The following is an 11,813-nucleotide window of genomic DNA, read 5'->3' on the forward strand; positions in this document are numbered from 1 at the left end:
GTTATCCATACCCTATCAGAGTCTGAAGTCTTCCCCAAGATACACGCGTTTAACATGTTCGTCTTGTAGGATCTCCTGAGGTGTACCGTGGGCAATCAGATGCCCCTGGCTGACGATATAGGCGCGTTCACACACCGCAAGGGTTTCACGTACGTTGTGGTCGGTGATAAGGACACCAAGACCGCTGTCGCGCAGGTGTTCAATAATGCGTTTGATATCGATAACGGAGATGGGGTCTACGCCGGCAAACGGTTCATCCAGAAGGATAAATTTAGGGTTGGCCGCCAGCGCACGGGCAATTTCTACACGACGGCGTTCGCCGCCGGAGAGTGCCTGGCCCAGGCTGTCACGCAGGTGCTCGATGTGGAATTCTTCCATCAGCTCTTTCGCGCGATCTTCACGCTGTTCGTTGCTCAGATCGTCACGGATCTGCAGCACCGCCATCAGGTTGTCGTACACGCTCAGGCGACGGAAAATAGAGGCTTCCTGCGGCAGATAGCCGATCCCGCGACGTGCGCGGGCGTGCAGCGGCAGCAGGCTGATATCTTCATCGTCGATGATAATATTGCCGGCATCGCGCGGAACGATCCCGACCACCATGTAGAAGGTGGTGGTTTTACCCGCGCCGTTTGGCCCGAGCAGACCCACAATCTCACCGGAATTCACGGTCAGACTGACATCTTCCACGACGCGACGGCCTTTGTAGGCCTTCGCCAGGTTTTTTGCAGTTAATGTCGCCATAACGAATTAGTTACTCTTCTTCTCGGCCGGGGCCTGGCTTTTGGATTTATCCTGAATCTGTGACGGAACCAGAACGGTGGTCACGCGTTTGCCTTTATCGCTAAACGCCTGCATTTTCTGCTCTTTCACCAGATAGGTAATCTTGTCGCCTTTAATATTACTATCCAACTGCTCAAGATAGGCGTTGCCGGTCAGCACCACGAAATCATTCTGCAGTTCATAATGCATTTTTGACGCACGGCCTTTCACCGGTTTGCCGTTGTCCTGCATCTGATAGAAGGTTGCAGGATTACCGTAGCCGTCGATCACTTCTTTGCCTTTTTGATCCGCCGGGCGGGTGACCACGACTTTGTCGGCATTAATTTTGATCGTGCCCTGGGTTACGACGACGTTACCGGTGAAGGTCACGATGTTGCCCTGCATGTCCAGCGACTGCTGATCGGATTCGATATGAATCGGCTGATCGGTATCCCCGGTGAGCGCCATTGCCGGCAGGCTAGCAGCCAGCAAGGAACCGGCGAGCGCCAGCTTAAGGCTGAGTTTGTTTGTTCTGAATTTCATAAGAGGTTCTAACCTTTTCAATCAGCTCGGCGGTTTTGCTGCGTAAATTGCCGCGCATTTTCAGGCCGCTGGAATTAAATGATGTTCCGTATAACGTCACGAGGTCGTCAGAGGCAACGTCCTGAGTAATCAGGTTCACCTGGGCATTATCCGTCGTAATCTTACGCAGTTGTGCATCTTCTGTCAGCGCGTTGATTTCAACGTGCCCGTAGAGGTACAGCATGCGATCGTTGGTCAGTTTGGCTTTATCGGCTTTTATCGACCAGGTTGGCACTTTATTGGTGTCAAAAGTGGTGAGCACCGGACGGGTAAACCACGACAGCCCCTGATCGGAAAAATACTCCACGTGCTCGGCGATTAACCGATAGCTGAGTGAACCTTCCGGACTGTATACCACGGTATCGGTATGTTCACTTTGATAGGTCGGGTCATTGGCGTTCACCGCAAACTGGCTCGGGTCGTCTTTATCAGCAAGATTCAGGCCGATAAGGACCAGCGCCGCCAGGGCGAGTAGAATGATAACCCAACGTCTGGTTTTACTCATATCGATTGCCCTTTGGCTTCGTCCAGCTTACCTTGCGCCAGCAGCAACAGGTCGCACACTTCACGGACTGCACCGCGGCCGCCAGCAATACGCGTCACATAATTTGCGCGCGGCAGCAGCAGCGGGTGCGCATCGGCAACGGCAACGCTTAAGCCAATTTCGGCCATCACCGGCCAGTCAATCAAGTCGTCGCCAACGTAGGCGACTTCATGCGGCTGTAGGTTCAGCTTCGCCAACAGTTCACGGTAGGCGATGAGCTTATCCGACTGCCCCTGGTAAAGATGGGTGATGCCAAGCGTTGCACAGCGGTCTTCTAACAGTTTAGCTTTTCGCCCAGTAATAATCGCCACGTCGATACCTGAGGTGAGGGCGCAGCGAATTCCATAGCCATCGCGCACGTTGAAGGCTTTCAGCTCTTCGCCGTTGTTACCCATGTAGATAAGGCCGTCCGAGAGCACCCCATCAACGTCGAGGATCAGCAGGCGAATCTTTTCCGCCTGGGCAATAAATTGTGGGCTCACCGGGCCGTAACAGGTGGCTACCGGGGCAACAGCTTGACTCATTCTTTATATCCTTGATTACACTACGCCTGCGCGCAGTAGGTCGTGCATATGTATCACACCTAGCAGATGGTCGCCATCGGCAACCAGTACGCAGGTGATATGACGTGACTGCATCAGGTTCAGGGCGTCTACCGCCAGCATCTCCGGACGAATGCGAATACCGCCCGGCGTCATCACGTCGGCAATCCCCAACGTGCGGACGTCAACGCCATTATCGAAAATACGTCGCAGGTCACCGTCGGTGAAAATGCCTTTAATCTGCATATTGTCATCGCAGATGGCGGTCATACCCAGATTTTTGCGGGTAATTTCCAGGAGGGCATCGCGCAGCGAAGCGTCAATGCTGACGTGCGGAATTTCATCACCCGTATGCATGATATCGTTAACGCGCAGCAGCAGCTTGCGACCAAGTGCGCCGCCGGGGTGCGACAGCGCAAAATCTTCTGCCGTAAAACCACGGGCTTTCAATAGCGCAACGGCCAGTGCATCGCCCATCACCAGCGCAGCGGTCGTGCTGGAGGTTGGCGCCAGCCCTAGCGGACAAGCTTCGCGCGGAACCTTCACGCACAGGTGAATATCAGCCGCACGCCCCATGCTGCTGTCGGGTTTACTGGTCATGCAGATAAGCGGCACGCGCAGGCGTTTTAACACCGGGATCAGCGCCAGAATCTCATTGGACTCGCCGGAGTTGGACAGTGCAATGACGACGTCTTGCGGCGTCACCATGCCTAAATCCCCATGCGCGGCTTCGCCGGGATGAACGAAGAAGGCTGAGGTCCCGGTACTGGCAAAGGTCGCCGCCATTTTGCGGCCGATATGCCCGGACTTGCCCATCCCCATCACCACGACTTTCCCGCTGCAGTAGAAAATCTTCTCGCAGGCGTCGGTAAAATCCTGATTAATGTATTGATCGAGCTGTTCCAGCCCTTCCCGTTCAATCTCCAGAACTTCTTTTCCCGCCTGCAGGAAATCGAAATTTGGCTGCAAATCTATTTGCGACATAGTGTTATCCCGATTCATTCGATGAAAAGCGGCGTGCCCCAGTAGAGCAATGCCAGCCATACAACAAACCCGCTGATGAGCAGTAAGCCTGCACGACGACCTATCTGACGGCGGCGCCAGCACAGTAGGGCAAAAACAACGCTGACCAATACCATCACGCCATAGTCCCGGCTAAACGCGAGCGGGTTAAACGCTCCTGGTGCGATTAGGGCAGGGATCCCCAACACGATGGCGATATTAAAGAAATTTGAACCGATGATATTGCCGACCGCAATATCATTTTCGCCTTTTCGTACCCCGGCAATCGCGGTGGCCAGCTCCGGCAGGCTGGTGCCCAGTGCGACGATTGTCAGGCCGATAGTCAATTCACTCATGGCGAAATAGTTCGCCATCACGGTGGCATTATCGATAACCATCCGGGTTGCCATTGGCATGATGATTAAAGCCACGCCAAGCCATAAGCAGGCGACCGGAAGCGAACCGTCGCGCGGCAGCTCGGCCAGCTGCTCCTGCGTAAATTTGTCATTACCCTGACGTTCGGCCAGGCGGGCTATTTTAATGATAAACAACAGCCACAGAACGGTCAGTATGATTAAAAAAATGCCGTCGAGGAGGGACAGCTCGCCATCATACAACACATACCCCGCCAGCAGGCTCACTACCAACATTAGCGGTATTTCGCGGCGCAGGATATCAGAATGCACGGTAAACGGGTGGAACAGCGCGGTGAGTCCGAGGATCAGCAGAATATTGACGATATTGGATCCGATGCCGGTACCGATGGCAACATCGACTTGCCCGTGCAGCGCGGCGGCGGCGGAGACGATTATTTCCGGCAGCGATGTGCCTATACTGACAATAGTCATGCCAATAATCAGCGGTGGGATCCCTAGAGCACGGCAAAGAATTGACGCGGAATACACCAGGCGGTCAGCGCTGTATACCACCAGAAGTAAACCAATAATTAACAGAGCCGTAGCTAAGAGCATCTAAAGTCCTTTATTCGGGTATAATCGTCGGTCCGCACATCTGGACGTAACGAATTCCTAATTTTGACTTTATGCGCAGGAAAAGTAAAACAAATGCCAGATTTCGTTAACCAGAGCGGTTAGGATTCTGTAAGAATGCGGGGGCAAGCAGGAGTTTGCCCTACTTAAGGACCTGGAAAGGTAAGCCTATGAGCCAAAATCTAGCGAATCTGGTCGATATGCGTGACGTCACGTTTTCGCGTGGCAATCGCGTTATTTTCGACAACATATCGCTTTCGGTACCCCGCGGAAAAATCACCGCGATAATGGGGCCGTCGGGGATTGGCAAGACCACGCTGCTGCGCCTGATAGGCGGGCAGATTCCCCCGGACAGCGGAGAGATCCTCTTTGACGGTGAAAACGTGCCGCAAATGTCGCGCTCCCGTCTTTATACCGTGCGTAAGCGCATGAGTATGCTGTTTCAGTCGGGGGCATTGTTCACCGATCTGAATGTGTTTGATAACGTTGCCTACCCGATACGTGAGCACACTCATTTACCGGCTCCGCTGCTGAAAAGCACGGTGATGATGAAGCTCGAAGCCGTGGGGCTGCGCGGCGCGGCGAAGCTGATGCCGTCAGAGCTATCCGGTGGGATGGCGCGGCGCGCGGCGTTGGCGCGTGCGATTGCGCTGGAGCCGGATCTCATCATGTTCGATGAACCGTTTGTTGGTCAGGACCCTATCACCATGGGCGTGCTGGTTAAGCTGATTTCCGAACTCAACAGCGCGCTGGGTGTCACCTGTATTGTGGTATCGCACGATGTACCGGAAGTGCTGAGCATTGCGGATTTCGCGTACATCATGGCAGACCAGAAAATCATTGCTCACGGTAGCGCAGCGTCGCTGCAGGAAAATGCCGATCCTCGGGTACGACAGTTCCTCGATGGTATCGCCGATGGCCCGGTGCCATTCCGTTTTCCTGCGGGCGACTATCGCCGCGACCTCATCGGCACAGGGAGCTAAACGACTCATGTTGTTAAATGCACTGGCAGCGCTTGGACATCGCGGAATTAAGACTATCGCGACGTTTGGGCGGGCTGGGTTAATGTTATTCAATGCCGTTGTTGGTAAGCCAGAGTTTCGCAAGCATGCGCCGCTGCTGGTTCGCCAACTGTACAACGTCGGCGTACTCTCATTGGTCATCATTATCGTGTCGGGCGTGTTTATCGGCATGGTATTGGGGCTGCAAGGTTATCTGGTGCTGACCACCTATAGCGCTGAGACCAGTCTCGGTATGCTGGTCGCACTGTCGCTGCTACGTGAACTGGGGCCAGTAGTGGCCGCGCTGCTCTTCGCCGGACGCGCTGGCTCGGCGCTGACGGCCGAAATCGGTCTGATGCGGGCCACCGAGCAGCTCTCCAGCATGGAGATGATGGCGGTGGATCCGCTGCGTCGGGTGATCTCTCCTCGCTTCTGGGCTGGCGTTATCTCCCTGCCGCTGCTGACGATTATCTTCGTTGCGGTGGGCATCTGGGGCGGCTCGCTGGTGGGCGTAAGCTGGAAAGGTATCGACGCCGGGTTCTTCTGGTCGGCGATGCAAAATGCGGTGGACTGGCGTCTTGATCTGGTGAACTGCCTGATTAAGAGCGTTGTTTTCGCCATCACGGTGACATGGATTGCGTTATTTAACGGTTACGATGCGATCCCCACTTCTGCCGGAATCAGCCGGGCGACCACCCGTACCGTGGTGCATGCGTCGCTGGCGGTTCTTGGGCTGGACTTTGTGCTGACGGCACTGATGTTTGGGAATTGAGTGAATGCAAACGAAAAAGAGTGAAATCTGGGTCGGTATTTTTCTGTTGGTTGCCCTGCTGGCGGCGCTGTTTGTGTGCCTGAAAGCAGCGGATGTGTCGTCAATTAAGTCAGAGCCAACCTACCGCGTTTACGCCACCTTCGATAATATCGGTGGTCTGAAAAGCCGTTCTCCGGTGCGTATCGGCGGCGTGGTGATTGGGCGTGTGGCTGACATCAGCCTCGACCCGAAGACCTACTTGCCGCGCGTCGCTATCGATATTGAAGACACCTATAACCATATTCCGGATACCAGCTCGCTGGCCATCAGGACCTCCGGTTTACTGGGTGAACAGTATCTGGCGCTGAACGTCGGCTTTGAAGACCCTGAGCTGGGAACGTCTATCCTTAAAGATGGCAGCACTATTCAGGACACCAAGTCGGCGATGGTGCTCGAAGACTTGATCGGTCAATTCCTTTACAACAGTAAAGGCAGCGACAATCAGAATTCAGGCGATGCGAAGGATTCAACCGACGGACATACTGATACGGCGGCGCCTGCTACTGGCACGACGAATTAATCTCAGGAGATACTCGACATGTTTAAACGTTTTTTGATGGTCGCTATGCTGGTGATTGCCCCATTAACGGCAGCCACGGCGGCAGACCAAACTAACCCTTATAAACTGATGAACGAAGCGGCACAGAAAACCTTCGACCGTCTGAAGACCGAGCAACCTAAGATTCGTTCCAACCCGAATTATCTGCGCGATATCGTCGATCAGGAACTGCTGCCGTATGTTCAGGTGAAATATGCCGGTGCGCTGGTTCTGGGCCGTTACTATAAAGATGCTACCCCGGCGCAGCGTGAAGCTTACTTCACTGCCTTCCGTGAATACCTGAAACAGGCTTACGGCCAGGCGCTGGCGATGTATCACGGCCAGACTTATCAGGTGGCGCCAGAGCAGGCTCTGGGCGACGCGACCATCGTACCTATCCGCGTGACCATCAATGATCCAAATGGTCGTCCGCCGGTACGCCTGGACTTCCAGTGGCGTAAAAATACCCAGACGGGTAACTGGCAGGCTTATGACATGATTGCTGAAGGCGTGAGCATGATCACCACCAAGCAAAACGAATGGAGCGATCTGCTGCGCACCAAGGGGATTGATGGCCTGACCGCACAGCTGAAATCTATCTCAGCGCAGCCAATTACTCTGGAACAGAAAAAATAATGGCCGAACAGTTAAGCTGGACGCGCGAGGGTGAACGCCTGTCGCTGCACGGTGAACTGGATCAGGATTTTCTGGTGCCCCTATGGGACGCCAGGAACGATGCCACGCAGGGTGTATCGGTTATTGACCTCAGTGGTCTGAGCCGCGTAGATACCGCTGGTTTGGCGCTGCTGGTGCATCTGGTTGAGCTGATTCGTTCTCAGGGGCGTACGGCGAATCTGGAGGGCGTGAGCGAAAAAGTGGCCACGCTGAAAGGGTTGTATAATCTGCCGGAAGATATGATCCCTTAAAAATTTCAGTGCGTTATTGCTTCTAATATTCTTAAAGCCCCATCGATCTCAACGATGGGGCTTTTTGCTTGTTTAAGACTGCGCCACTTTCCTCTAAGATGTGGGGCTGTTTTCACTCTCTAATGAAATGCGAACCTATGGAAAATAATGAAATTCAGACCGTGCTGATGAATGCACTCTCCCTTCAGGAAGTTCTCGTTTCTGGTGATGGCAGTCACTTCCAGGTGATTGTTGTGGGTGAGATGTTTGATGGCATGAGCCGGGTTAAGAAGCAGCAGACTGTCTACGCCCCGCTGATGGAGTACATTGCGGACAACCGCATTCATGCCCTGTCGATCAAAGCGTATACCCCGCAGGAGTGGGCGCGCGATCGCAAACTCAACGGTTTTTGAGCCAGGGGGAAAGTGGAATCACTTTCCCGGTGGCGAACGTGAATACTTAACAGAGATTAGATTTGATGGATAAATTTCGTGTGCAGGGGCCGACCCGCCTGGAAGGTGAGGTCACCATTAGCGGTGCTAAGAATGCTGCCCTGCCGATTCTTTTTGCCGCTTTGCTGGCAGAAGAGCCGGTTGAGATTCAAAACGTACCAAAGCTGAAAGACGTCGATACTTCCATGAAGCTGCTGACTCAGCTGGGTGCGAAGGTTGAGCGTAATGGTTCGGTATGGATTGACGCAGGCCCGGTAGACGTATTCTGTGCGCCATACGACCTGGTGAAAACCATGCGTGCCTCTATCTGGGCCCTGGGGCCTCTGGTTGCACGTTTTGGCCAGGGTCAGGTTTCTCTTCCGGGTGGTTGTACCATCGGCGCGCGTCCCGTTGATCTGCACATTTCCGGCCTTGAGCAGCTCGGTGCAGAAATAAAGCTGGAAGAAGGCTACGTCAAAGCATCCGTCAACGGCCGCCTGAAAGGCGCGCACATCGTGATGGATATGGTCAGCGTTGGCGCGACCGTGACCATCATGACTGCCGCGACCCTGGCTGAAGGCACCACCATCATTGAAAACGCCGCGCGTGAGCCGGAAATCGTCGATACGGCGAACTTCCTTAACGCGATGGGGGCGAAAGTCACGGGGCAGGGTACCGACCGTATTACCATCGAAGGCGTAAAACGTCTGGGTGGCGGTGTGTATCGCGTGCTGCCAGACCGTATCGAAACCGGCACCTTCCTGGTGGCGGCAGCGATTTCGGGTGGCAAAATCGTCTGCCGTAATGCGCAGCCGGATACGCTGGATGCCGTACTGGCGAAGCTGCGTGAAGCCGGTGCTGACGTTGAAGTGGGCGAAGACTGGATTAGCCTCGATATGCACGGTAAACGCCCGAAAGCGGTGAACGTGCGTACCGCGCCACATCCTGCATTCCCGACGGATATGCAGGCTCAGTTCACGTTGCTGAACATGGTAGCGGAAGGGACGGGGGTGATCACTGAAACGGTCTTTGAAAACCGCTTCATGCACATTCCTGAGCTTATTCGTATGGGCGCTCGCGCTGAAATCGAAAGCAACACCGCGATTTGTCACGGCGTCGAACAGCTCTCCGGTGCTCAGGTGATGGCAACTGACCTGCGCGCTTCTGCAAGCCTCGTTCTGGCCGGCTGTATCGCTCAGGGCACCACGATCGTTGACCGCATCTATCACATCGACCGTGGCTATGAGCGCATTGAAGACAAGCTGAGCGCGTTAGGCGCAAATATCGAGCGTATCAAAGGCGAGTAATCGCATACGCCAGCAAACGCTCTCAGGCTCGTCCTGAGGGCGTTATTTTCCCTGCTTAGGCTGACGCATCATCTGCGTTCTGTCGATAAACTCATGAGTGACCGGGTCGTGATAGCGCGATGGCCAGATCACCCACGGTTCAGTCTCCAGTACTTTCGCAATAATCACTTCACCTTTCGGCCATGGGCGCGAGAGCACATTAGCTAACGTCGATGAACTCAGGCCATTCTTACGCGATTCTGCGGCCATTGATGTGCCTTTTTTACGCAATCCCGCGATGATATCTGCTGGATGCCAGTCGGTAAACGTATCCATACTTCCTCCGTGAAAGCGGTGTTTAAATCGCCATATTGAGCGAAGTCTGTACTGTATCGCGCTTTTCGACAGGATTCTAAAAAGTTCTTGTAAGTGGTGTTAAATTCAGAAAAAGATAATATTTGGGGCGGAATTAAGACGGTTTAAGACTTTTTGAGAATTTTCCCGCGCAAAGCGCGGGAAATGGGATTAACGATCGCGCTGAACGGCGATGTGGGCGAGAGCAATGAGCGCGTCACGCCATTGGCTATCAGGCAGCGGTGCCAGGGCGGCAATCGCTTTATCGGCTTCTTCTTCAGCACGCTGACGCGTCCATTCCAAAGAACCGCAGGCGGCCATGGCAGCCAGAACAGGTTCAAGCAGATGACGGCCATTACCCTGTTCAATTGCTCCACGAATCAACAGCGCCTGTTCCGGCGTGCCGTTTCGCATGGCGTGCAGCAGGGGCAGAGTGGGCTTGCCTTCGTTGAGATCGTCGCCGACGTTTTTACCCAGCGTTTCGCCATCGGCGCTGTAGTCGAGTAAATCGTCAATCAGCTGGAAAGCGGTACCGAGGTAGCGACCATAGTCCTGTAACCCTTTTTCCTGTTCTGGGGTACAGTCAGCAAGCAGGCCAGAGCATTGGGCTGCGGCTTCAAACAGGCGCGCCGTTTTGCTGTAAATCACGCGCATGTAGTTTTCTTCGGTAATATCTGGGTCGTTGACGTTCATTAACTGGAGCACTTCGCCTTCGGCGATGACGTTCACCGCTTCAGACATCACTTCCAGGACCTTCAGCGAGCCGAGGCTGGTCATCATCTGGAAGGCGCGCGTGTAGATAAAGTCGCCAACCAGTACGCTTGCCGCATTACCAAAGGCAGCATTGGCTGTGGCTTTGCCGCGACGCATGTCGGATTCGTCGACGACATCGTCGTGCAGCAGCGTTGCCGTGTGAATAAATTCGATCAGCGCGGCGATGTTGACGTGGGCATTTCCCTGATAGCCAACGGCGCGAGCGGCTAGCACCGCGATCATCGGACGAATTCGTTTTCCACCGCCGCTGACGATGTAATAACCTAGCTGATTGATTAACTGGACGTCCGAGTTGAGCTGCTCAAGAATCGTCGCATTAACACCCGCCATATCCTGCGCGGTTAACTCATTGATTTGTTGTAAATTCATCGCAAAAGCCGGGCTTGATGTCCTGTTTACCACTTATCCATACGGGATAACGAAGGTTTTACGTTAGCGTTGTGCCTACGATTGTACTGAAAAAACGCCTCAGATAAACGTTGTCGTGCCTGTTGTCTTTTTTTTCTGCATCTATTGATGGTAGCACTTGTCAAAGGCTCACGTTTTGCGTAATATTCGCGCCCTATTGTGAATATTTATAGCGCACTCTGAATCACACAAAGTTGTGCGCGGAAGCGGAGTTTATATGTACGCGGTTTTCCAAAGTGGTGGTAAACAACACCGAGTTAGCGAAGGTCAGACCGTTCGCCTGGAAAAGCTGGACATCGCAACTGGCGAATCTGTTGAATTCGCTGAAGTTCTGATGATCGCAAACGGTGAAGAAGTCAAAATCGGCGTTCCTTTCGTTGATGGCGGCGTAATCAAAGCTGAAGTTGTTGCTCACGGTCGTGGCGAGAAAGTTAAAATCGTTAAGTTTCGTCGTCGTAAACACTATCGTAAGCAGCAAGGCCATCGTCAGTGGTTCACTGATGTGAAAATCACTGGCATCAGCGCTTAAGTTAAGGGGAGCAGATTAAATGGCACATAAAAAGGCTGGTGGCTCGACTCGTAACGGTCGCGACTCAGAAGCTAAACGTCTGGGCGTAAAACGCTTCGGCGGCGAATCCGTTCTGGCTGGTAGCATCATCGTTCGTCAACGTGGTACTCAGTTCCACGCTGGTTCTAACGTAGGCTGCGGCAAAGACCACACTCTGTTTGCTAAAGCAGACGGTAAAGTGAAATTCGAAGTGAAAGGCCCGAAAAACCGTCGTTTTATCAGCATTGTTGCTGAATAAGTTTTTCGCGTCCCGGTAACGGATGAAAGCCCCGCAACGTGTTGCGGGGCTTTTTACATTCGACGCCAGGAAAACTCGGGA

Annotated in this window: 17 protein-coding genes; 9 read left to right on the forward strand and 8 right to left on the reverse strand. The window is 53.7% G+C overall.

The window, feature by feature from the left end; translation table 11 throughout:
* Positions 1–15: 15 nt before the first annotated feature.
* Genes lptB through KCR01S_RS07300 form a run of 6 tightly spaced genes read right to left on the reverse strand, consistent with a single transcriptional unit; the run spans position 16 to position 4,400 of the window.
* Entirely contained in the window at positions 16–741 is a 726-nt protein-coding gene (gene lptB / locus KCR01S_RS07275; protein ID WP_035891167.1) for an LPS export ABC transporter ATP-binding protein, read from the reverse strand.
* Positions 742–747: 6 nt separating this feature from the next.
* Positions 748–1,302, reverse strand: coding sequence for a lipopolysaccharide ABC transporter substrate-binding protein LptA (gene lptA, locus KCR01S_RS07280; RefSeq protein ID WP_061281627.1), 555 nt, complete (start codon positions 1,300–1,302; stop codon positions 748–750).
* Entirely contained in the window at positions 1,271–1,846 is a 576-nt protein-coding gene (lptC, locus tag KCR01S_RS07285) for an LPS export ABC transporter periplasmic protein LptC (protein WP_061281629.1), read from the reverse strand. Before lptC ends, lptA begins: the two co-directional genes overlap by 32 nt.
* Positions 1,843–2,409, reverse strand: coding sequence for a 3-deoxy-manno-octulosonate-8-phosphatase KdsC (kdsC, locus tag KCR01S_RS07290; protein ID WP_061281630.1), 567 nt, complete (start codon positions 2,407–2,409; stop codon positions 1,843–1,845). Before kdsC ends, lptC begins: the two co-directional genes overlap by 4 nt.
* 15 nt (positions 2,410–2,424) lie before the next feature.
* Positions 2,425–3,411, reverse strand: coding sequence for an arabinose-5-phosphate isomerase KdsD (gene kdsD, locus KCR01S_RS07295; protein ID WP_061281632.1), 987 nt, complete (start codon positions 3,409–3,411; stop codon positions 2,425–2,427).
* Positions 3,412–3,425: 14 nt separating this feature from the next.
* Positions 3,426–4,400, reverse strand: coding sequence for a calcium/sodium antiporter (locus tag KCR01S_RS07300; protein ID WP_061281633.1), 975 nt, complete (start codon positions 4,398–4,400; stop codon positions 3,426–3,428).
* 188 nt (positions 4,401–4,588) lie between these two features.
* On the opposite strand from KCR01S_RS07300, the gene mlaF reads away from it, so the two are divergent.
* From mlaF to murA, 7 genes are all read left to right on the forward strand, one after another.
* On the forward strand, positions 4,589–5,401 hold the full coding sequence (gene mlaF, locus KCR01S_RS07305; RefSeq protein ID WP_061281635.1) for a phospholipid ABC transporter ATP-binding protein MlaF: 813 nt from the start codon (positions 4,589–4,591) through the stop codon (positions 5,399–5,401).
* A 7-nt stretch (positions 5,402–5,408) separates the two neighbouring features.
* Positions 5,409–6,191: a lipid asymmetry maintenance ABC transporter permease subunit MlaE gene (gene mlaE / locus KCR01S_RS07310; protein WP_052283629.1), complete on the forward strand. Its 783-nt coding sequence runs from the start codon at positions 5,409–5,411 to the stop codon at positions 6,189–6,191.
* Positions 6,192–6,195: 4 nt separating this feature from the next.
* Positions 6,196–6,750 carry an outer membrane lipid asymmetry maintenance protein MlaD gene (mlaD, locus tag KCR01S_RS07315; protein WP_061281637.1) on the forward strand — a complete coding sequence of 185 codons (555 nt, stop codon included), beginning with the start codon at positions 6,196–6,198 and terminating at the stop codon, positions 6,748–6,750.
* A gap of 18 nt (positions 6,751–6,768) precedes the next feature.
* The gene (mlaC, locus tag KCR01S_RS07320) at positions 6,769–7,404 is read left to right on the forward strand and encodes a phospholipid-binding protein MlaC (protein WP_061281639.1); all 636 of its coding nucleotides are present in this window, start codon (positions 6,769–6,771) and stop codon (positions 7,402–7,404) included.
* Entirely contained in the window at positions 7,404–7,694 is a 291-nt protein-coding gene (gene mlaB / locus KCR01S_RS07325) for a lipid asymmetry maintenance protein MlaB (protein ID WP_061281642.1), read from the forward strand. Before mlaC ends, mlaB begins: the two co-directional genes overlap by 1 nt.
* A 137-nt stretch (positions 7,695–7,831) precedes the next feature.
* On the forward strand, positions 7,832–8,086 hold the full coding sequence (gene ibaG, locus KCR01S_RS07330) for a BolA family iron metabolism protein IbaG (RefSeq protein ID WP_052283633.1): 255 nt from the start codon (positions 7,832–7,834) through the stop codon (positions 8,084–8,086).
* 65 nt (positions 8,087–8,151) lie between these two features.
* Entirely contained in the window at positions 8,152–9,411 is a 1,260-nt protein-coding gene (gene murA, locus KCR01S_RS07335) for a UDP-N-acetylglucosamine 1-carboxyvinyltransferase (RefSeq protein WP_061281644.1), read from the forward strand.
* Positions 9,412–9,453: 42 nt separating this feature from the next.
* Here the strand turns inward: murA and sfsB are convergent, their stop codons facing one another.
* Entirely contained in the window at positions 9,454–9,726 is a 273-nt protein-coding gene (gene sfsB, locus KCR01S_RS07340) for a DNA-binding transcriptional regulator SfsB (RefSeq protein WP_061281645.1), read from the reverse strand.
* 189 nt (positions 9,727–9,915) lie between these two features.
* Positions 9,916–10,887 (reverse strand): octaprenyl diphosphate synthase, encoded by a 972-nt coding sequence (gene ispB, locus KCR01S_RS07345; protein WP_061281648.1) that lies wholly within the window; start codon positions 10,885–10,887, stop codon positions 9,916–9,918.
* Positions 10,888–11,143: 256 nt separating this feature from the next.
* On the opposite strand from ispB, the gene rplU reads away from it, so the two are divergent.
* Both rplU and rpmA read left to right on the forward strand, forming a co-directional pair.
* Positions 11,144–11,455: a 50S ribosomal protein L21 gene (gene rplU / locus KCR01S_RS07350; protein ID WP_003025032.1), complete on the forward strand. Its 312-nt coding sequence runs from the start codon at positions 11,144–11,146 to the stop codon at positions 11,453–11,455.
* A gap of 19 nt (positions 11,456–11,474) precedes the next feature.
* The gene (rpmA, locus tag KCR01S_RS07355) at positions 11,475–11,732 is read left to right on the forward strand and encodes a 50S ribosomal protein L27 (RefSeq protein ID WP_052283637.1); all 258 of its coding nucleotides are present in this window, start codon (positions 11,475–11,477) and stop codon (positions 11,730–11,732) included.
* Positions 11,733–11,813 lie beyond the last annotated feature (81 nt).

It is taken from the genome of Kluyvera cryocrescens NBRC 102467 (genome assembly GCF_001571285.1).
Taxonomy (GTDB): Bacteria; Pseudomonadota; Gammaproteobacteria; order Enterobacterales; family Enterobacteriaceae; genus Kluyvera; species Kluyvera cryocrescens.